At 34.8% G+C, this 22,827-nt stretch carries 15 protein-coding genes and 1 pseudogene; all 16 read right to left on the reverse strand.

The genetic code is table 11. The features are described 5' to 3' along the window. Positions 1-157: 157 nt before the first annotated feature. The 16 genes and pseudogenes from AAGD62_RS06595 to era all read right to left on the reverse strand — a co-directional run bounded on the left by AAGD62_RS06595 (position 158) and on the right by era (position 22,610). Complete coding sequence (locus AAGD62_RS06595; RefSeq protein ID WP_341812722.1) at positions 158-898, reverse strand: Rpn family recombination-promoting nuclease/putative transposase; 741 nt, start codon at positions 896-898, stop codon at positions 158-160. Then, positions 895-2,442, reverse strand: a complete 1,548-nt coding sequence (gene ltrA / locus AAGD62_RS06600; RefSeq protein WP_155968541.1) for a group II intron reverse transcriptase/maturase — start codon at positions 2,440-2,442, stop codon at positions 895-897. The genes AAGD62_RS06595 and ltrA (AAGD62_RS06600) overlap by 4 nt, the downstream gene beginning before the upstream one ends. A gap of 436 nt (positions 2,443-2,878) precedes the next feature. Beyond that, positions 2,879-3,079, reverse strand: coding sequence for a hypothetical protein (locus AAGD62_RS06605; protein ID WP_012481961.1), 201 nt, complete (start codon positions 3,077-3,079; stop codon positions 2,879-2,881). Beyond that, positions 3,077-3,285, reverse strand: a pseudogene (locus AAGD62_RS06610) (PD-(D/E)XK nuclease family transposase); the annotation flags it as partial. The gene AAGD62_RS06605 and the pseudogene AAGD62_RS06610, both read right to left, overlap by 3 nt. A gap of 130 nt (positions 3,286-3,415) precedes the next feature. After that, the gene (ltrA, locus tag AAGD62_RS06615; protein WP_155968744.1) at positions 3,416-4,663 is read right to left on the reverse strand and encodes a group II intron reverse transcriptase/maturase; all 1,248 of its coding nucleotides are present in this window, start codon (positions 4,661-4,663) and stop codon (positions 3,416-3,418) included. 837 nt (positions 4,664-5,500) lie between these two features. Continuing rightward, complete coding sequence (locus AAGD62_RS06620) at positions 5,501-7,201, reverse strand: hypothetical protein (protein ID WP_341812723.1); 1,701 nt, start codon at positions 7,199-7,201, stop codon at positions 5,501-5,503. Positions 7,202-7,307: 106 nt separating this feature from the next. Further along, positions 7,308-8,213 (reverse strand): hypothetical protein, encoded by a 906-nt coding sequence (locus AAGD62_RS06625; RefSeq protein ID WP_155968738.1) that lies wholly within the window; start codon positions 8,211-8,213, stop codon positions 7,308-7,310. Positions 8,214-8,296: 83 nt separating this feature from the next. Next, positions 8,297-9,129 (reverse strand): IS5-like element ISWpi1 family transposase gene (locus AAGD62_RS06630; protein WP_094189578.1). Its coding sequence is split into 2 segments (ribosomal slippage): positions 8,297-8,760 and positions 8,760-9,129, totalling 834 coding nucleotides; the frame shifts between segments, so codons are not numbered across the junction. A 58-nt stretch (positions 9,130-9,187) separates the two neighbouring features. Beyond that, positions 9,188-14,911, reverse strand: a complete 5,724-nt coding sequence (locus tag AAGD62_RS06635; RefSeq protein WP_341812724.1) for a hypothetical protein — start codon at positions 14,909-14,911, stop codon at positions 9,188-9,190. After that, positions 14,904-15,736, reverse strand: a protein-coding gene (locus AAGD62_RS06640) for an IS5-like element ISWpi1 family transposase (RefSeq protein ID WP_341812725.1) whose coding sequence is annotated in 2 segments (ribosomal slippage) — positions 14,904-15,367 and positions 15,367-15,736 — 834 coding nt in all. Because the reading frame shifts where the segments join, the coding sequence is not laid out codon by codon here. The genes AAGD62_RS06635 and AAGD62_RS06640 overlap by 8 nt, the downstream gene beginning before the upstream one ends. Before the next feature lie 27 nt (positions 15,737-15,763). After that, the gene (locus tag AAGD62_RS06645) at positions 15,764-16,003 is read right to left on the reverse strand and encodes an IS630 transposase-related protein (RefSeq protein ID WP_341812726.1); all 240 of its coding nucleotides are present in this window, start codon (positions 16,001-16,003) and stop codon (positions 15,764-15,766) included. Positions 16,004-16,555: 552 nt separating this feature from the next. Beyond that, complete coding sequence (locus AAGD62_RS06650; protein WP_341812727.1) at positions 16,556-17,428, reverse strand: hypothetical protein; 873 nt, start codon at positions 17,426-17,428, stop codon at positions 16,556-16,558. Positions 17,429-17,467: 39 nt separating this feature from the next. Next, positions 17,468-18,300 (reverse strand): IS5-like element ISWpi1 family transposase gene (locus AAGD62_RS06655; RefSeq protein ID WP_094189578.1). Its coding sequence is split into 2 segments (ribosomal slippage): positions 17,468-17,931 and positions 17,931-18,300, totalling 834 coding nucleotides; the frame shifts between segments, so codons are not numbered across the junction. 412 nt (positions 18,301-18,712) lie between these two features. Next, positions 18,713-20,704: a porin gene (locus tag AAGD62_RS06660; protein ID WP_213863592.1), complete on the reverse strand. Its 1,992-nt coding sequence runs from the start codon at positions 20,702-20,704 to the stop codon at positions 18,713-18,715. Positions 20,705-20,911: 207 nt separating this feature from the next. After that, entirely contained in the window at positions 20,912-21,733 is an 822-nt protein-coding gene (locus tag AAGD62_RS06665; protein ID WP_006279435.1) for a 3'-5' exonuclease, read from the reverse strand. Continuing rightward, entirely contained in the window at positions 21,726-22,610 is an 885-nt protein-coding gene (era, locus tag AAGD62_RS06670) for a GTPase Era (protein WP_155969004.1), read from the reverse strand. Before era ends, AAGD62_RS06665 begins: the two co-directional genes overlap by 8 nt. Positions 22,611-22,827 lie beyond the last annotated feature (217 nt).

Below are 22,827 nucleotides of genomic sequence, written 5' to 3' on the forward strand. Positions count from 1 at the left end.
AAATGGGTATCTGTTCAGATGAGTGGCAAGAGATATTATGAAATCTGAAAGAGTTATGTGGAAATTTTTCAGAAAATATTCCACTGACATGCTGAACAACAAATACATCACTATGTCGTTTATCGCAAAAACTTATATTTTTCGTAACCATTCACACTTAATTCTGCAATTCTTTGATCTCACTCATAGAAAGACCAGTAGTTTGAGCTATAATATTAAAAGAAACACCTGCTTTAAGTAGATTCTTTGCGACTTCAATTTCCCTCTCTTTTCTACCTTCCTCTTTAGCAAGATCAAGTCTATATTCAAGAATGGCTTCTTCTTTGCGTAGATCCATTATCCTTTCTTCATAGGCTACTAAATCTTTTTCGTTCCAACGAAACTTGTCTAACTCATCATACGCCAGCTTTATTATTGGTGCTTTTTCTGCTATCTCTTTTAAGTCCTCTTCTGTTGTTTCTTCTGCATATTTAAAAAAGAAACACCACCTTTCTATTGTACTTTCTAGCTGCTCTACTTTACTTTTTGAAAATTTGGGCAATTCTATAAAGATAAATTGAAAATCTTTTAAGTAATGGCCGTTAGTTTTTATATCACGTATATTGTGAGTAGAAATATAATCAACTTCTTCAGGAAGTAAGTTACAATTTGATATAGCAATAAAGAAGACTTTCTTTAAATCAATGTAGTTGCCAGATTTATCTAATTGTCTTGAGTAGGCTTTAGCGGCATATAATTGAGCGCGTTTTTCGAAGCCCTTGTCTCTAGCGAGCTGGTCAGGTAAGGAAGCAGTATTACTACTACTCCCTCCCTTAGAAACGCAGCATGCAGGTTTCCCCACACTACGCTTGAGCCCCTTATCTAAGTTCTTCTTTTGTCGAACCGGCTTGTCTTTCATAAATCCTCAGAATACATCAACTTTAGTGGTGACACTAATAGTAGAGAACCTTCTCTTGAAAAGGAGCTTGCCAACATTCTTGTTCGTTTTACTCTCTCATCAAAATACTTTTTCCATTTTAAGTCAAGGGGATTTGCATCCGCTCTGATTTTAACATGTCGTCTGATAGGTATATCAATCAGCTTAAGCAGTCTTAAATACCGTATCTCTTTTGGTTTGTTCTTGCATATGGGTGCAGCAAAAACCCATTGGCGTTGACCCATTACTTTGAAGTAACGATTCTTTATCCAACGTAATCCTTTACGAGGATGTCTTTTCTTTGCCCATTTCCATAAACTATGCCAAATTTCATTGTCGATCTTTCTAAACGCTTTTTTAGCACACACATGGTGATAGTAATTTCCCCATCCTCTCAGTAGAGAATTGAGTGACTTAATTACTATAGCCTGAGTGTTCGCTATATTTGCTTTTATCAATGTACGTGCTTTATTCAGAAGTCTTTTAATACTTTCTTTCGAAGGTTTAATAATTAACTTCTTATTATATCTACGTACATTACAACCAAGAAAGTCAAACCCTGTTGTGATAGATGTAATCTTTGTCTTCTCTTCTGATAGAATTAAACCTCGCTCATGAAGAAAAGATGATACTAAAGGCTTAACTTCATTTTCCAGTACTTCATGTGTGAAACCTGAAATAATAAAGTCGTCTGCGTACCTGATTACATTCACTCCACTTCTGATTTTTCCTCTTCTTTTGCTACCTAATTTACCAAAGCGACTTTCTAATAACTGTTCAAGACCATCTAAGGTAAAGTTAGCTAGTATTGGAGAAATTATACTTCCTTGCGGAGTGCCAGCAGTTGTGGGATACAGAGTTTTCGATTCTAGGAAACCAGCTTTTAACCATCTATGAAGAATTTTCTTCTCCATAGGAATATGCTTCATGAGCCATTCATGGTTAATGTTATCAAAACAACCTTTGATATCACCTTCGAGTATCCATTGTAGTTGATTACGACTTGCCAGTAATAAGTGGCAAGCCACAGTAGCGTCTGCGCAGGATCTTTTAGGTCTAAAGCCGTAAGAGTGACGATCACTGATTGTTTCAGCTACCGGTTCCAACGCGAGCAGATACAATGCTTGCATCGCTCTATCTTTTATCGTGGGTATACCAAGAGGCCTTCTTTTGCCATTAGATTTACTGATATAAATTCGTTTGAGCGGAGAAGGTTTATATCCTCTTTGTTTTAGCAGCTTTATTCCTTGAAATTTAGCATTGCAAGTTGACCATAGTTGACGATCTACACCTGCTGTGGTTTTTCCTTGGTTTTCAGTTACTCTCTTAACAGCCAAAGCTTTTCCGCTAAAAGAGCGTGTGAGAAGATGTTGTAAAGCTTTTACCTTACCCCATCTTCCTTCTTGGACAGCCTTAACAATACGTCTTTGTAGCCTCACAATAACTTTCTGGCATTTCTTCCATGGCAATTGCTTCCATGCTTCAAAGCTTTCGGTAGATGCACTTACAGGTTTACTTGTAATCATCTGCTTTCCTACCTTAAGTGGTTAACAAAGTTTCTTGTCACGAGGGACCAAATGGAAGTCTGCTCGTTTTCACGAGAATTAATGTTACAAATTCTATCCATTTCGTTACAAAATGGCATTCGCTTTCTCCATTCTCCTTTACCTGCACTTCCATCAGCATTCCTTGCGGTTTGCTTGCCATGTAGGCGAAAATACAGGCTTACCCTGTTTCTCCAGTCATACAACAGTGGGTTAGGTGGCTTCTCTATACCGGTGGAATTGTTATTTGCGTACATCCAGAGATGAAAAATGTATCTTATCCACATTACCTTTTGGTCAGAGCTTATCAGCATCTTTAGCTCTTTCATCGTATCGGTACTTATAAAGCTTCACTTACGTTCACCATACCACTAAGCCTAGCCCTCCAACCACATGATGCTTGCAGTTTATGCCTCTCTCACGATTGAGCATCTTCTTTTTCAAGAGGAGGTTCATTGTCCGCATCGCTTGGCACCAACCGGTTGCCCGATTCGCACTGATGCGTAGACTCAGATGGCAAAACATCTGGTTTAATAAGTTTTAGAATCCTTTCAGTTTCTTTCTGAATGAATTCCTCTCCTTTTAAACAATATGACCGAAGACTTTCAGGTCGCACCATCTCAATTATATACCTGTTCCCACTAGAATCCCTGCAAAGAACATCAACAATGCTTTGTTTATCAGAAGCAATTTCAGGGTCTTGAATAGTACTTAAAAACTCTATATCTTTTATTCATTTTTACCAGTAAAGCCAAGAATATCATTGAGGAAGTGAATGAGGATGCCTTTATTTTTTTCAGTACCAAAGATACGCTTGAACGATATATCATTTTTGGGATCAAGAAACTTAGAAAAAGTCATAAGAAATCAACCTGGAGAGTAGACCGGCGGAGCTTCCCCACCAGTCTCTCGCAGAACTGTACGTAAACCTCTCAATTTATACAGCTCCCGTTATTCAGCCTTTTGATCCCAATCCTAGTGTCCAGTGATAGAAAATATTTGGAGACCTCTTTCTCACTTTTGCTAGAAATTGCTTTGCTAGTCTTCTATGATTTCGAAGTTTCTTATATTTGGCTCTGACCCATCCTACTAGGTGCCACTCTACATTTCTGAGAGATGGATACATCTCTGATTTATAAAACCTGCCATAGTACTGATACCAGCCTCGGACTATAGGATTTATTTTCTTTGATATTTTCTCTAGTGTTGTATATGTTTGCCTACGTATTTTCCATGACCTTATGGTTTGGTTGATCTTCTTCTTGGCTTTGTTGCTAATTGCAGGTAGAAATGAGACAAAATAGTTTCCTATTTTATTGTTCTTTGCCAGTCTAGGTCTGAACGTGTAACCCAGAAAGTCAAAGCTCTGTATTGGAAACTCATCTCTCCTATTGTCATCCTTACAGTACACTATTTGTGTCTTTTCAGGATGTAATTTTAGCTTAAACTCAGCCAATCTTTCTTCGATCTTGTCTTTTATGAATTTTGCCTGTTTCTGGGTTTTACAGTGCACCATTGCATCATCTACATATCTCTCAAACGGTATTGTTGGGTAGTTTTGCCTCATCCACATATCAAATGCATGATGCATAAATATGTTAGAAATGATTGGGCTTACAGAACCTCCTTGTGGAACTCCCTTATTCCTAACTACCTTACTGCCATCTGCTAGTTGAATCGGGGCTTTCATCCACCTTTCCACGTACAGTATGACCCACTTGCAATCTGTATGCTTCTTGATAGTTTGCAGTGCTAACACATGATCCAGATTGTCGAAAAATCCAGAAATATCAAGATCTATCGTCCAATCACTTCTCCAACATCTCTTACACGCTGTACTTACCGCATCCAGTGCAGACTTGTTTGGTCTATAACCATATGAATCTTCGTGAAATTCCGGCTCTACTAACGGTTCGAGATACATAGTAGCTGCTGTTTGCCCTATCCTGTCGAATACTGAAGGAACACATAAAGTTCTTTGTCCTCCTGTATCTTTTGGTATCGCAACAGCTTTTACTGATTCTGGAAAATAACTTCCGGATGACATCCGATTCCACAGTTTGTATAGATTATCTTTTAGATTTTCTTCAAACTTTGTTATCGAGACCTCATCTACACCTGCCGCACCTCTGTTTTTGGATACTTGTTTATAAGCTTTCCAAATCAGTTGCTTTGGTATGTCAAAAGATTTTGTTTTATTCATTAACTCTTCCCTTTCGGTTGATAAATAATTAAAACTAAATAACTCAGCCCCTTCGCTCCATTTCCATTACAAAAACTTCTTCACTACTACAAGCTAATCCGCCCCTGTTTTTCGCATCAGTACTCTCTTCCTTAGAGTTCAGCTCCTTGGACTTCTCCCTTATCATCGAAACGACAGGTTCCCGTAGTTCCACACAATAGCCTGAAATAGGTTCATGCCACCTATATGCCGGATGCCACCTACCCAGTAGACAAGTTCCCGATAGGCTTATCCCAAGTTACTTTTTCTCCCCTGGTTTTGACATCATCGCATTACCTTTCGACGTGTAATCAGTGGTTCACTTGCGTTCATCTCTCTATTTCACACATGACGCATAATTACGCCTTTTCCATAACGCTCACTACCTTGGCTCTTTACCAAAGCAGCTTATGGTTGTTTGAAGCCTGCTCTTGTAAACCGGCTCCGAGGGGTCCACCCTCATCTATTGTGCAGCTTTCGCACTTAGTTTGCTCTTTCCTGAACATTCCTTGTATCTCTACGGCACACAAAAAGCATTAATAATTATACACAATTCTGAAGAAATGTTCAACTTCTTTATGCTAAAGTCTATTAAAGTTAGCTGAATTTCAAGAGTTGGCAAATTGAGGTAGGTGTTCCTATTAATGTAGTACATCAGGCAACTGGCCTACACAATCTTGAAGATAGTGGTATGCTTGAAAAACCATAAACTTCAAGAGGGGGAAGCTAATTTCCTTAGAAAAGTCCTTAAATCATTAACCTAATATTACCTCCTTTCACACTTCTGCCATTTCCTCTTGACTTGCTATGCCTGCCAGATTAACGACATTGTGAACTGCTGTCTATTTTAATATCACTATTATCAGAATGTAAAGAGTTAAGCGAATGGCTACGCAATATTGGCTGTGCTTCACTCAATTTGCTACCTGGACCTAGCTGGTCACCAGCTTGATTTTTAGGACATTGTTGGCTAGGTGAGCTGCAACTGGTTTTGTTTTGTTGTTCTTCTTTAGTACTTTCAGATATTTTTCCATTTGTCATTTTTTCTATTTTTGCAAAAGTTGCTTTTCTACGTTCCATACGTTTTACTAGAAGTCCTGAAACTAACTGACGACGCTCTGAATCTTGTCCATCGATTTGTCTATGAAATTCTAAATCTTCTTTAAGAAATTGCTCACCATGTTTATCCATTTTTTTGTAAAATTCGTTGTATAGACTATCCATCGTCTCTAAAAAATTCATCTGCACTTCTAAAATCCTTTCATAAAAATCCTTTTCAGGCGGAAACTCCCTTTCCAGATAGCCTGAGTATACATCGATCACTTGAACGAGTAACTGCAGTGCATATTCTTTATTCAATGAGTCAATATGTAAAGACTTAGCTGCCGATTCCCTACTTGCTTCATTACCATAGCAATAATAAGCCAAAAGGTGATGAGAAAGTCTATGTAATGATAAAAGATCGTTTAAATTTTCAATAACTTCATTATTAGCTTTGCATATAACTTCACTATTTTTAGAGGTACTACAAACTGTCGTAAACGATAGCACCCATGATGCTAGTAAATTTATACTTCTAGGCTCTTGAGTTAAATAAACCTTATGGCATATAGCTAAAATACTTATATATTCTATAAATGGCAGAGTAAAATACTTATCTGCTTTTTGATAATCTTCTTGATTATTAATGCAATAAGGATACCCACATTTTATTAAGTTGTTTGCGTTGATTAACATCTTGTGTTGAAATTCACTTTGACCTAAAAAGTCGTCAATTTTAGTCAATATTTTACCCTGAGTACTACACTCATTTAACATTTGAGCTGCAATGGGCTTCATATAATTATCTTCTTTACACAGCTCATAAAATGACTTTAGATCAATGAATAATTCTTTGTAAGCATATAAGTATTCTCGAAAATAAAATTCAACATTATTTCTTTCCTTAAGAAATTTATTAAAGCTACCTGAGATAAATCCTTTCGTGCTACTTTGCCCTGATTTTAAAAATTGATTCAGATTAGGTATTAACTTCTCATGCTTGATATAAGACAACTCACCTAGTTTATTTAGTACAGTATAGCTTACTTGTCTTAATTTTTTCTCATTACCTAACAAATTAACCTCTACTTTACTAAAATAGCTATATTTAAAGTCATCATATTGAGAAAAGTTTTCATTAAAGTGCCCTAGTATCTCTCGCACGGCATTTATTTTTGCCTGCACTGCTGTTGCTTTCAGCACTTCTTCTTCAGATCCATTTCGCCTTCGTACTGAGTCAGGATGATATATCGTGCAGAGCTTTTTAAGCTTACTATCAACCTGCGTTTTAAAATATTCCTTATGATCTGTTATAGCTTTCTTTCCCGTACAAATTTTGTGTAGATCATTATCAAGATCAGATAATAACCCATCAGACTTCAGTAGCTTTAGTGTATCCTCGAGCGTAATATGATCTACTGCTGTTGAACCTTGCTCCTGTTGATCAACTTCAATATCAATCTCAAAATTTTCAGACATAACTTTTCCTCTTTTCCATTTCAAATAACAATAGATTAGTAGTAGAATGAAGAGAGAAAGCAATATGCTTATAAGTAAAAAAGGCAGCATTACTTTCTCGGTTAAACTATTTACTCATTCCTTGGCAGCTACTGCTTAGCTTTACTTCATCTATATCAGTACTTGGATTTTCAATTATCTCTATGTCAGATTCACATTCTGAACTATTATCATCTTGTAATTTTGAAACAGTTTTACTTGATTCACCTTCATTACTAGATTGAATATGGTTCGATATATACATATTTCCTGCTTCTTCCCATTTTTGTATTACAGCATTCACACCAGGAAGACAAAGAATTGTATTCATCTTTGCAAGTAATTCTTGATTAACTAGCTTATCCTCATTTCTTTCCTTATCAATTCTTTCAATTAACTCATTTTTTTCTTTAGCAATTGTCTCAATTAATTCCTTGAGGCCTTGCTTCTCTTTATGCATTTGCTTAACTAACTCCTCTCTTTCTTGCTCCATTTTATTAATTAATTCTTGATATTTCTCTTCTGTTTTTTTATTATTCTCATCCATTCTTTTTATTAATTCTTTTAAATCTTCTTTTTCTTCCTCAGACCTTTCTATTAATTCTTTTCTGTCTTGAACGACTGCGTCAATTAATTCTTTGAGCTCTGCTTTCTCTTTGTTTGTTTTTTTGATTAAATCTTCTTTTTCTTGCTCCATTTTGTTCAATAATTCCTGATATCTTTCCTCTGTTTCTTTTCCTTCTTCATCCATCTTTTTTACTAATACCGCTAACCCTTCTTTTTCTTCTTCGGATCTTTTCATTGACTCTTCTTTCTCTTTGGCTGCTGCTTTAAGTAAAGAAGAATACTTTTCTTCAATTGCTTTTAACTGATTTTCATGATTTTCTGATATTTGCTTACTTTGAGCTTCTAGTTTTGATATGATTGTACTTTGTCTATATATAGTATAAACTCCACCAACTAGTGCACCTCCAGCTGCTATTGGTAATAACATAAGAACCCCCCTAAAATAATATTGAGTTAGCATACCATAATGAATTTATAATACAACTAGAGGTTGTCCGGAAACTAGTAAATTCAAGCATATTCCCTCTTTAACATAACCCTACTCATAGCTAGGTATATGAAATTCTCAGTGGATGTTGTGAGTAAATCATACTCCTTCGATAGCCTTCTATTCCTATTAACCCAAGCAAAAGTCCTTTCTACAACCCATCTTCTTGGCTGTACTTTAAACCCTTGTTCTCTTGTTGGTAGTAGCTCAGGTGGCGTATCTTTGTGCACCCAAAATCTACATGGAGGCCTTTTAACAATTTCAATATCTATGTCATATTCTTCCTTTATGTGATTCTTTAAATTTCTTCCTTGGTATCCCATGTCAGCCCACATTTTTTTAACTTTAGTATATTTTGTTCTCATATTGTTTAATGCTATTTTAATACCATCTCTATCATTTTCGTTAGCAGCGCCTACGTAACAACCTAGTATAAAACCCTGAGTGTCTGTAATTATATGCCTTTTTCTACCCTTTACTTTTTTACTTCCATCATAGCCTTTGATCCTCCCTTTTCTGTAGTCTTTACAGATTGACTATCTACTATACAGGCACTCGGCTGCTCATTCCTTCCTATTTTTCTTCTACTATATTTTGTAATTTCATAATTCATTTTCTCAAAAATTCCCTGCTTCTTCCATTGCCTGAACTGCTCATACACAGTCTTCCATAGCGGAAAATCATTTGGTAAATACCGCCATTGACACCCTGTACGCAATACATAGAAAATTGCTTCTAATATTTCTCTTTTGCTATACTTTGGCGGCCTTCCTCCTTTCTTGTATGATACTCTGAAGTGTTTTTCTATTCTTGCCCATTCCCTTTCGCTTAGATCTGTTGGATACTTTTTTCTCATCTTTACCCCGTACTAAAATTTCAGATATTATAGCCTTTTACTTATTTCCGGACAACCTCTAAAAACTTGGTGATCTTATTAATTGATTATCTATTGTTGTATCACTTAAATAAGTTTCAGGGTTATCATCTATTACGTCATCAGTTTCTTGCCCGTTTTCGCTCCAGTTTACGGTACTCTTCCGGGTTTTTCTCTTAATTTTAGAATCACCTTGTTGTAAACTACCCAAGTTTTGTTCTTGCTCCGTTTTACCGGATGAATTACTCGATGCATTAGTTACTTTGTCTCCTTTACTAATATTCTGTTTATCTAAAAAAATAGGAGAAGCTTTTTTAACTTGTTCATGTAATATATCAGATATCTTATAACGACCATTTTTGATGAGATTGTTTAAATATTTTGTTTTGTTTCCCTCTTTATCAAAACAAAGGTCATGCAATCTTTCAAAAATAGAACAAACATCAATTCCTACTCCATGTAGTATTCTAGATAAATCTTTCGGCGTAAAAAGCTTTTTCTCGGCCAAGAAGTGATTTAAATAATTTTCTTCATTAAAACAAACTTTATGAAAGTTTCTTAAAATAAAAGTGGCATTATTTCCCGACATGGATAATATATTAGATAAATCACTTGGCGTAAAACCTGCCTTACGAAAGTCACCTAAAAGCTGTGTTTCGTTTCCTTTCTCATCAAAACAAACATCATGAAAATTTTTTAAAGCAGGGCAAATATTAGCTCCTGCTCCATGCAATATCTTAGATAAGTTACTCAGCGTAAAACTTTCTTCCTCGCTTAAGAAACGATTTAAGTATCTTTTTGTGTCTCCTATAAAACAAAAATCATGAAACCTCTTCAGACTCTTTTCTAGATTATTCTTTGCTCCACTCAACATACTACATAAATTACCCGGCCTAAAACCTACCTTACAGAAATCATCTAAAAGTTTTGTTATTTCTCTTTTCTCATTAAAGCAAACAATATGCAATCTTTTTAAGATAGAAGAAGCACGAGCTCCTGTTCCACATAATGCAGAGGATAAGTTACTTGGCCTAAAGCCTGCTTTATAGAAATCATCTAAAAGTTTTGTTCTTTTTCCTTCATCATTAAAACAGACATTATGCAATTTTTCAAAAGCATATCTAGCTCTAGTTCCTGCTTTACTTAAAATACTGGATAAGTTACTTGGCTTAAAGCTTTTTTCTCCACCTTTTTCCTCAATAAAAAAGTGCTTTAAATGCTGTTTTCTATTTCCTTGCTCATCAAAAAAAGTATCAAATAGTTCTTTAAAAGCTTTAGAAACATTAGCTCCTGCTCCATGCAAAATACTGGATATATTAGTTAGACTCATTCCGTCTTTTTCTAAAATTTTTAAATATTGAGTTTTATTTCCTTCTTCATCAAACCACAGATCATACAAGCTTTTGAAAGCTGCTGCAGCATTAACTCCTGCTCCATTCAAAATACTAGACATATTAGTTAGGTTTATCCCTTTTTCTTCTAGAGTTTTTAAGTATTGAGTTTTATTTCCTTCTTCATCAAACCACAGACCATATAAGTCTTTGAAAGCTGTTACAGCATTAGTCCCTACTCCATGCAAAATACTGGATATATTAGCTAGATTTATTCCCTCTTTTTCTAGGGTTTTTAAATATTGAGTTTTATTTCCTTCTTCACCAAACCATAGGTAATATAGATTTTTAAAAGCTGTTGCAGCATTAGCTCCTGCTCCGCCTAAAATACTGGACATATTAGTTAGACTTACTCCTTCTTTGTCTAGAGTTTTTAAACATTGAGTTTTATTTCCTTCTTCATCAAGCCAAAGGTCATATAAGTCTTTGAAAGCTGTTGCAATATTAGTTCCTGATCCACCTAAAATACTGGACATATTAGTTAGATCTATTCCTTTTTCTTCCAGAATTTTCAGATGTTGAGTTTTATTTCCTTTCACGTCAAACCATAGATTATATAAGTTTTTAAAAGCTGTTGCAGCATTAGTTCCTACTCCATGCAAGATATTGGACATATTAGTTAGATCTATTCCTTCCTCTTCTAGAGTTTTTAGATATTGAGTTTTATTTCCACCTTCATCAAACCACAGATCATATAAGCCTTTAAATGCTTTTGTAGCATTAGCTCCTACTCCATGCAAAATACTGGACATATTAGTTAGATCTATTCCTTCCTCTTCTAGAGTTTTTAGATATTGAGTTTTATTTCCACCTTCATCAAACCACAGATCATATAAGTCTTTAAATGCTTTTGTAGCATTAGCTCCTACTCCATGCAAAATACTGGACATATTAGTTAGATCTATTCCTTCCTCTTCTAGAGTTTTCAGATATTGAGTTTTATTCCCATCTTCATCAAACCACAGATCATATAAGCCTTTAAATGCTGTTGCAGCATTAGCCCCAGCCCCACTTAAAATACTGGACATATTAGTTAAATTTATTTTTTCTTCTCCTAGAGTTTTTAAATATTGAGTTTTATTCCCATCTTCATCAAACCACAGATCATACAAGCCTTTAAATGCTGTTGCAGCATTAGCCCCAGCCCCACTTAAAATACTGGACATATTAGTTAAATTTATTTTTTCTTCTCCTAGAGTTTTTAAATATTGAGTTTCATTCCCATCTTTATCAAACCATAGATCATGTAAGTCTTTAAATGCCGTAGAAGCTTTAGCTCTTGCTCCACTTAAAATACTAGACGTGCTAGCCAAATTTACTCCTTTTCTTTCTAGAGTTTTTAAATATTGAGTTTTATTTCCTTCTTCATCAAACCACAGATCATATAAGTCTTTAAACGCTGTGGGGGCTTTACCTCTTGCTCTATTCAAAATACTAGATATATTAGCTAGATTTATTCCCTCTTTTTCTAGGGTTTTTAAATATTGAGTTTTGTTTCCCTCTTTATCAAACCATAGACGATATAAGCCTTTAAATGCTGTAGGAGCTTTACCTCTCGCTCCGCCTAAGATACTGGACACATTAGTTAAGCTTATTCCTTCTTTTTTCATGACTTTCAGATATTTTTTTCCTTCTCCTTTAATTAAAAAACTTAAGAACTGATTAAATGCAGGTGTTCCTTTTTTACCAACCACACTTTTAGCAAATTTAATTTCTTCATCAATGTTTTTATTTTGAATTTTCTGATAACTAGATCTATTATTTTTTATATCTTCCAAAAGCTTTTCCATTATTCCTTTCGTAATAGGGCCAAATTCATGAGATTCTGACCAACGTAACGCTACTTCATGTAATTTCTCGTAATTATATGGAATATCAGACTTACCTATCTCATTTCTAATAACACTATTCAAATTTTCCCTATTAGGTTGGTTAACTGCAAGTATTAGTTTATCTAAAAATTTCTCTTTTATTTCTATTTCATTCTCATCAGAGAGTCTTCCTTTCTCTTCTTCTTTCTGCAAAGAAGGTGGAAGCTTTAATAGACTTAAAAGTTTCTCTCTTGTTGTTCCTTCTTGCACAAATTGATAAAGACCATTCCCATTTATACACGAACAATTTCTTAAAATTTTATATCTTTTTTCTCGAATATCTATACTATCAAATTTTAAAGGATAAGAATCTTTAGATTGCCCTTTTTTTAATTTTTTTTCTTCTGTAAGGTCTAGATCTGCATCAGTATAGATAATAAAATATTTTATATCCTTATCATTTTCTAATTTTTCAATGAAAAGAGTAAAATATTTATTAATAGAAAACGTATTCTTTCTTTCCTGTCTTTTGGAGGGAAATAACTGATCATAACCAATATTACTATCTGCATTATGAGCTTTTACATAAGTAACTCTATCTTTATAATTAATAGTAATATTATTAGATGTATCATAGCTTCTTTCCTCAAAACTTATGGAAAGCATGTTTTTATTCAAGAACATTTCATGCAAGAAGAGTATTAATAAATTGAATTCATATATAACTCCAGATATATAATTCTTAAGTTTTTTATCCTTTTCTGGAGCTGTTAAATCACACAATATTCTTTCTTGTAATGCTATATAATCGTCTTGAACTTTACTATTTTTTTTTATTTCGTTTTTAACGATGTTGTTCAGTTCTTCTCTATTAGGCTGATTAACTGCAAGTACTAATTTATCTAAAAATGCTTTTTTTGTTTCTTTTTCAAACTCTTGAGAAAGTTTTCTCCCTTTTATTGCTTTTTGCATAGCAGGAGAAAATTCTAATTGTCCTAAAAGTTCTTCTCTTGTTGCATCATCCTGCAAAAACTGATAAAAACCACTCCCTTGCGTATTATCATTTGTAAACAAAAAGTCTTTTAAAATGTCACATTCCTCTGTATTTATGCTATCAAATTTAAAAGGATAAAAATTTCTCAACTGTCCTTTTTTTAATTCCTTTTTTTCTGTAAGATCCAAGCCTGAATTAGTATAGACAATAAGATATTCTACATTATTTGATAAACTATCTGATTTAGAGATTAGATGTTTAACAAAACTACCAAAGTAACTATTAATAGAAGAACTTCGTCTTTCTTTAGTAAATAATTTAGCATAGCTAATATCATTATCTATATAATATTCGTCTACATTTTCAATTCGTATATGAATAGACTTCTTTTCGTAACGAAGAACAATATTACTAAAAATATCAATTTCAGAATCTTCAAACGCTAATGACAATGAAGGATATTTATGTTCATACGTAGACTTTCTAAGTGAGCAAAGCACTGACAAGTCTAATCGATACATAAGCCCTATCAAATGATGAGGAATGTATTGCTTAGTTTGACAAGTATTATCTAATTCATTCTGTCTAGGTTCATCTTGTAAATCACTAGGAGATTCTAAATCTTCATTACTAGCAACATTTACATCCATGCGCGCCCTTTTTGGTGCTTTATTATCTTTATCCATAACAGAACGCCCACGTTTTCTACTTGTTTTATGATTTTTCTTACCTGGACCCCTTGAATGACTACCTTGTTTATGCGAGGAGTTTTCTATATCTTGTAATGGTGTAGAAATGTAAGATTGAGAAATATTGTTTGAATTTGAACCTACCACATTACCGTAAGCTTCCTCTCTAGAAACTTTTATGCTTCTCTTTATATCTTTTTCAATATTACTAAGAAGTGGTACAAAATGGTTCCTGTAATTCACTATGTAAATAATATTATTACCTGTACCTACCTTACCTTTAGTAACATGTAATCCATCTATCTCTTTATCTCTCAATTCTATAGTCCTAACTTTCACGCCATACTTTTCGCATATCATTTTTCCTTCAACTTCAGGTCTTCCCCATATAGCGTTTTCCAACTTTAGAATTTTTATTTCTGAATCAGAGCTTGTATTTTCAATGTCTTCTGCAGTAAATTCAATACGCGGAATATATTCACAAAGTTTTTCACCTTCTCCTTTTAAAGCACTACCCAACCATGAACCTTTTTTTGATTGATTAACTTGTTGTGCATATTGCTTACAATTTTCCCGCAAAGACTTTACACTAAATCCTTTACTACCTGCAATCAGACCTTTATCTTTTAGCTCGTTCAATCCTTGAGCTATGGAATCAAAGAAACAATCCCCTTCACCTATAGCAGCTCCTATCTTAAAGCCCTCAGGCAATTTCTTCCTTAGTGTCTCTAAAAGTTGATTAAGCTTCTTTTTTTCCTCTTCATTCTTTGCATTTTTTATCCCACTGAAAATGGAAATAGGTTCTCTAGTAACAAAATCTGACTTTTCTAGAGTGCTCTTACTATTAGAGGTTGTCCGGAAACTAGTAAATTCAAGCATATTCCCTCTTTAACATAACCCTACTCATAGCTAGGTATATGAAATTCTCAGTGGATGTTGTGAGTAAATCATACTCCTTCGATAGCCTTCTATTCCTATTAACCCAAGCAAAAGTCCTTTCTACAACCCATCTTCTTGGCTGTACTTTAAACCCTTGTTCTCTTGTTGGTAGTAGCTCAGGTGGCGTATCTTTGTGCACCCAAAATCTACATGGAGGCCTTTTAACAATTTCAATATCTATGTCATATTCTTCCTTTATGTGATTCTTTAAATTTCTTCCTTGGTATCCCATGTCAGCCCACATTTTTTTAACTTTAGTATATTTTGTTCTCATATTGTTTAATGCTATTTTAATACCATCTCTATCATTTTCGTTAGCAGCGCCTACGTAACAACCTAGTATAAAACCCTGAGTGTCTGTAATTATATGCCTTTTTCTACCCTTTACTTTTTTACTTCCATCATAGCCTTTGATCCTCCCTTTTCTGTAGTCTTTACAGATTGACTATCTACTATACAGGCACTCGGCTGCTCATTCCTTCCTATTTTTCTTCTACTATATTTTGTAATTTCATAATTCATTTTCTCAAAAATTCCCTGCTTCTTCCATTGCCTGAACTGCTCATACACAGTCTTCCATAGCGGAAAATCATTTGGTAAATACCGCCATTGACACCCTGTACGCAATACATAGAAAATTGCTTCTAATATTTCTCTTTTGCTATACTTTGGCGGCCTTCCTCCTTTCTTGTATGATACTCTGAAGTGTCTTTCTATTCTTGCCCATTCCCTTTCGCTTAGATCTGTTGGATACTTTTTTCTCATCTTTACCCCGTACTAAAATTTCAGATATTATAGCCTTTTACTTATTTCCGGACAACCTCTAACATATTCTTCGAGTATTTTTGGGTCTATTTTTCGAATAAAGCTGCCGTTTTTCGATGGCCTTAGGCTTTCACCAGCGGCTTTCTTTCTTAACCAGCGGTACAGAGTTGCTATTCCTATCTCCAAAAGCTCTGCCACCTCAACCTTTGACTTCCCTTTTTCTATCATCGATACTGCCCTTTCCCTTAAATCCACACTATACGCCATTATAACTCAAATAGCTTATTATACCTTTATCATTTACTCTGGGAAGTACTATAGTTGAAAAAATCAACAAAGTAAAGTTATCTTTTTATAACTAATAACATTATTTCAATATTTTTGTCATTAAATTAATAATATGGTCGCTTTTGTTTAATTAAAAATAATAACCGTGAGAACTTTTTGTTTTGGGGTGCGTTGGTCTATCACTCAATACGTGCGAACTTTTCTATATAATAATTCTACTATATCGTAAAACCAGCTATATTAGCCTACTTTAGCCACATTTATATACGAATTAATTTGCCTAGCTTTGTTGCAGTAATTTTATGTTTTTATTTTCACAACGCCGCTTTTGTTTAAATTGTTCTCACAAATATACGTACTTTTTTCGTGTTTTTGAAGAAAGTAAATAATGAAATTTTTTGTGACGCTAAAGTTAGGTGTTTCTTTCAAAGGTATTCTATCCACAAGAAGATATTGCCTTGTTGTGTTTTCCATCTGACAGTTTCACCCTCACACGTTTAAAAGACCATTATAAATAAGCCATAAACTGTATTAGTTGATTGGAGTTTGAGTGATATCTTTATAATTAAAGGCATTACACCCAATAGGATCATTTTCTTTTTTAGCACTATAGTAGTTTCTAATGCCATGGCTCAACTGCTTGGAATAATCAAAATTAAATGCTCCATCATCAAATGATTCTTCCTTTAGATTCCTAAACCAATGTTTTATTTCTTGTTCCTTTGCATGCTTTGGTGGTACTGATGAAGATTTCTCAGGATGTTGTGCTGTACTATGGCATGACAAACATGAAGATTTTTTATTATCTATTGGACCATTAAGTCTACCTAAATATCCTAAAGAACTTTTCATCACATCGGGATTTATCCAACATTCTAATAACCTTTTTCCGATTATATAATCTGCCGTAAAATAATTAGTGTCGTTACCCCAAGCAATACCCATTAACTTCATATTCAACCATGGATTTTTATTATTTATGGTACAATCATAAATAAACGTACCTGCAACCCATCCTGTTTCTTCTGATCTCTTATCTTTGACTAAAAAGTCAATTTGAAATAATCTCAGTTGCTTAAATACCTTTGGAGTTCCTTTTTCAGATTGATTAATATAGCTAGTCCAAGAGATACTGTTTTTAAGAGTTGGAATATCCTTCTGTGTTGCTTCTGTGAATACTAATTTTGTGCTTACTGTACCATCTAAGAATTCCCCTCTGGTAATATCAGGATTGTTTATATCTTTCCAGACTTGCCCATATGTATAGCTACCTTGCTCATTAACAATAGAAATTGCCCAATTTTGTAGCATGGATTTTTGATCATTATGCAATTCACCAGGCTTAAAGGATCGTTCTCTCGTTAAACCATTAACAAATTCTCTACCATTTATCCCGTAGTGCATCCATGGCGCATGATAGAGGTTGTCCGGAAACTAGTAAATTCAAGCATATTCCCTCTTTAACATAACCCTACTCATAGCTAGGTATATGAAATTCTCAGTGGATGTTGTGAGTAAATCATACTCCTTCGATAGCCTTCTATTCCTATTAACCCAAGCAAAAGTCCTTTCTACAACCCATCTTCTTGGCTGTACTTTAAACCCTTGTTCTCTTGTTGGTAGTAGCTCAGGTGGCGTATCTTTGTGCACCCAAAATCTACATGGAGGCCTTTTAACAATTTCAATATCTATGTCATATTCTTCCTTTATGTGATTCTTTAAATTTCTTCCTTGGTATCCCATGTCAGCCCACATTTTTTTAACTTTAGTATATTTTGTTCTCATATTGTTTAATGCTATTTTAATACCATCTCTATCATTTTCGTTAGCAGCGCCTACGTAACAACCTAGTATAAAACCCTGAGTGTCTGTAATTATATGCCTTTTTCTACCCTTTACTTTTTTACTTCCATCATAGCCTTTGATCCCCCCTTTTCTGTAGTCTTTACAGATTGACTATCTACTATACAGGCACTCGGCTGCTCATTCCTTCCTATTTTTCTTCTACTATATTTTGTAATTTCATAATTCATTTTCTCAAAAATTCCCTGCTTCTTCCATTGCCTGAACTGCTCATACACAGTCTTCCATAGCGGAAAATCATTTGGTAAATACCGCCATTGACACCCTGTACGCAATACATAGAAAATTGCTTCTAATATTTCTCTTTTGCTATACTTTGGCGGCCTTCCTCCTTTCTTGTATGATACTCTGAAGTGTTTTTCTATTCTTGCCCATTCCCTTTCGCTTAGATCTGTTGGATACTTTTTTCTCATCTTTACCCCGTACTAAAATTTCAGATATTATAGCCTTTTACTTATTTCCGGACAACCTCTAAGTAGCCATAAAGCGTTATTCCGGTGACCATAGGGTGTCATTCCAGTGCTTGACACTGGAATCCAGGAAATTTTGCTTGTAAGTAAGCAAACTGATTTGGTGAGCATAAAAAGTGGCTGATCTTATGCTGAATAAACGCTTTTGATGAAGTTGCATGGAAAGCTGGATCCCAGTGTCTGGGCACTGGGATGACATCCTTCTTGGTGGAGTGTCCTCAAATCACAATGTTCGTACAGTTGTGTGTCACGCACTGGGATGACAGGAGAGAGGACACCATATGTTTATTTGATCGACAAATAAACACTAACAGACAAGAATACACCACAGTTAACTGTGGTGTGTACTGGCTGGTTAGAAAGAAAACTTCACACCAGTAAGAAGGAGAATTCCTTGGTTAGAAGGTACATCAGCATCAGACTCATCTTTCAGCTTACCTGTTTTGTTAGTCATAAAATAATGGAGAGCTGCGTAAGGAACAAATTTGTTCTTACTGCATGCAGGAGACAGATCATATTGAACGCCAAGTGCACCATCATGAAGCATATCTTTGTCATTCATTCTGCTGCCAAAATACGTCAAACTTGTGTAGATATTCTCATGTTGATACCCAGCTCCTACAGTCCAATACATGGTATCTATACTATCTTTACCAAATTGAGCTTTCAGCCCTTCCACTCTTTTGCCATCAGTAGCATCTTTACTATCAATTTCCGTATAGGTATCACCAATTAATTTTTTAATACCCTTCGGTTGACCAGATTTGCCCAAGTATGCAAAAGAAGCGGCAAATTTTACGCCTTGATCTTCATTAATCTTATAATCAGCGCTTACACCCAAATTAACACCCATCAGGTCATTATACTCTACAAATTCCTTATAAAGATGCTTATCTTTACTTAGTTTTTTCGCTTGACCATACTCACCAACTGCAGAAGTTTTAACTTTCACCTTATGTTTATCAAAGTCATATTCATATGATACGCCAGCGCTTACTATGTGCTCATAGTCTGGACCGACATGCTTTATCTCTTCTTTATGCTTTATCACCTCGGCACCACTTATAGTCTCCTTAAAAGGAACTGTTTCTTTTACAATAAACAAACTACTATCATAACGAGGTGAGTAGCTGATACCAAATCTTGCGCCCATATAATTTGGTGAGTAGTAAGCAACTCTAAATGGCAGTGTAGTCATAACGCCTTTGTTATATTTCCCTGCCATACGGAAAGAGAATTTTTCACTTTCACTCGAAAAACTTTCAGTGTAAAGACGTGGTGTTACATAAAATGGAAAGCTAGCAGCGCTTCCTTCTAAGTTCACTTTTCTGAACCAGTCACTATCTGCAGCTCCGTCAACAGTCGCAATTCTTGTTGCATCAAGCCTCATCAGAGCCTCAGGACCAAATTGGTAACCAAGCTTCACGTCACCATATTTTGAGTTAACAAACACATGCGCACTTCTGCCTTTTGCAGCATAAACACCCTGTGAAGCTCCCTTACCTTCGGTCACTGGGACATGAAACTGCACGTCAGCACCATAAAGAAGACCTAAATCTTCATTCTTATTTTCTGCTCTGAGGTGCAATATTGCATCAGCAATCATACCCATATCGTTGCTGTAATCACCAATATTTCCTATTCCTTCATAGAATATTGGATTTGCTCCTTTTGTTATATCTGGAGTGGCATTATAATACTCTGTAGATCTGTTTGGCGTAACGTTATAACGTTTATAATCTGCGCCACTTGGTCCAGCTTTGCCATAACCTTGAGCATCAACAACACCACCAAAAGTTATTCTTAAATTACTTTGCCCTTGATTGGTATCGATAATATCAACTCCACCAACTGAAACAACAGGACTTGCCTTACCTTTTTCCTCTGTATTTTTGTTAACAACTTTTATATCCTTCTTTACATCTTTAGCTTCAACTTTAGCATTCTTAGTTTTAGAACGCTTAGTTTTTGAAACTTTACCTTTTTCTATATTAGAATTCTTAGCGTTTAGAGCTTTCGCTTTTGAATCCTCTATAAGCTTTGCTTTTTTCTCATTTGCTAGCCTGATCTCCTCTTTTTTCTTCTGCTCGGCTGCTAATCTTAGCTCCTCTTTTTTCTTAAGCTCTTCAGCTTTTTTTCTTGGATCAGCATTACATATTCTGTCCATCTTTTCTTTCAGTTTTTTATTTGATGTTTTCATAACTTCCACTTTTCCAGAAGTTTTTGTGCTCTCTTGCTTTTTTATTTCCTTCATACTCTCATCAGGAAAGTCAGCTGCAAAACTGCTGAAAGAACATAAAGTTAATAAAGAAACTAGAGCAGTTCTAGTATACATAGACTTTTTCATGAAGTGCCCCCAAAAAATTTCGAAATCATATCTTAAATGTAAATAGTATAAAAATGTTGAAAATTCAACTTAAAGCAACCTTATAACGAAAATAAAAGTAAAATGCAATACCTTAAAAGCAACTTTCTTAATATGCTCAACGTGTATATTAACCAAAATTTAGTACAGAGGTTCGCTTGTTAGTGCATTATAACTCGACTATTTATTCTATGGAAGTAAAATTTTTCCACCACAAGTTATTTGCCATTCTTCTTTAAATTTCTTTAGGTATTCTTTTTTTTCGCACTCTAAAAGCAGCTCTTCCACACTTTTGTTGTAGCTTTCAGTAGTAATCCTTCCCTGATGATGCATGAACCTTAAGTAAATCAAATAAGTGTTAATTACATCTGTTTCACAATAATCTCGAATCTCTTGTATCTTGCCGCTATCGTATAAGTCCATAACTTGTGACCCATCAACTCCAATCTTACCAGGAAGATTAAATGCTGCACAAACTTCGTTCATTTTTACTCTCGCAGAAGCTCCAAAATCAGAGAGGGATTCAAGCAAATCACAATGCCAATCACTGCTATATCTCTGATTGTAACTATTCCACTTATCGCCAGCTTTATGAAAATATTCTGCTTGAATGCCATGGACCATAGCACGATACTTCAGCACTGGTATATCAAAAGTGCGTCCGTTGAACGAAACTAATCTTGGCTTTTTCTCTGATATGTAGTTAAAAAATCCTTTCACTAGCTCCTTTTCACTGGAATTTAGTGTGCCTCCAGATCTTATTTCTTGCAGTGTGAACACCTCATAACCACTCTGGTAGCTTATATTGCAAAGTAAAAAACTAATAACTACAACAAGGTGAAAAGGCTGACGCAGAAAAGAGTTTTGCCCATTTGTTATTTCGAGATGATATTTTGTTAATGCATCCCTCTTCTCTTCTACACTACTATCATCACTAATATTGAGTAAATTTTTGCAGGAATTTACATCTGGTATAGTTTCAATATCAAATACCAATAAAGAATTAAGCATTGCCTATATACTCCTCCGGACGGTCGATCCAAGGTCGCACTTTCACAAATAAAAAGAGGTGTACCTTGCACTCAAATAATTTTTCTAGTTCAGCACGCGCTTCGATATTAATTTTTTTAATATTACTGCCATCTTTCCCTAGCACTATTTTTTTATGACTATCTTTCAACACAAATATGATCTGTTTGATGACTAAACTCTTATCTTTTTTTTCCTCAAATTGTTCAGTTATAATAGCTGTAGAGTATGGCAATTCTTCACGCAAGTTCAAGAATAATTTTTCTCTCGTAATTTCTGCTGATAAAAAATTTGTCGAGGAATCGGTTATTTGATCTTCTTCATAAAACCAGGGGCTCACCGATGCAACTTCAGACAAGTAATTCATCAAATCAGAAAGTCCATCATTCTTTAATGCTGATATCATAAAAACCTTTTCAAATTTATAAAGCAAATTCAGATGCTCATGCGCCATCTTTAATTCAGGCCTTTTTACCAAATCAGTTTTATTGATAACCAAAATGCATCTGCCTTTTGTGCGCTGCAGCCGCATAAATATAGTCTTAATTCTTTCTATATTTTTCAAATAATTGCTTACATCAACAAGCAACAAAGTGATGTCACTATCCTTAACTGCCGACCATGCAGATTTGACTAAAGCTTTTTCAAGTTTTGTTTCTGCTGAGAAAATTCCTGGGGAGTCAGTAAAGACAATTTGTGTGTTGTTGCATGTTGCAACACCCCTTATTTGCGTCCTTGTTGTTTGCACTTTAGGGGTGACAATTGCAATTTTCTTGCCTATGATGCTGTTAATTAATGTAGACTTCCCAGCATTTGGTAAGCCAGCTATGGTTACAAATAAGCATTTTTGTTCTTTCACAAAGAAAATTATAAAGAAAACTGAATGCCCGCGTCAAGCTACTTATATGACAAGAAGGATGACAGAACCCTTTTTGGTTAGCATGCAAAAAGGAAAAAAACTTATTCTACAAATTAAAAATACAATATACTCAAAAACTTTTCAGAAAATCCATAGGAGGGTTTGCTAATGAAGGTTCTTGAGTTGACGCCATTGCCTGAACGACTGCTTGATTTAA

Origin of the sequence: Wolbachia endosymbiont (group A) of Eristalinus aeneus, from assembly GCF_964026915.1 — a bacterium.
Classification (GTDB): domain Bacteria; phylum Pseudomonadota; class Alphaproteobacteria; order Rickettsiales; family Anaplasmataceae; genus Wolbachia; species Wolbachia pipientis.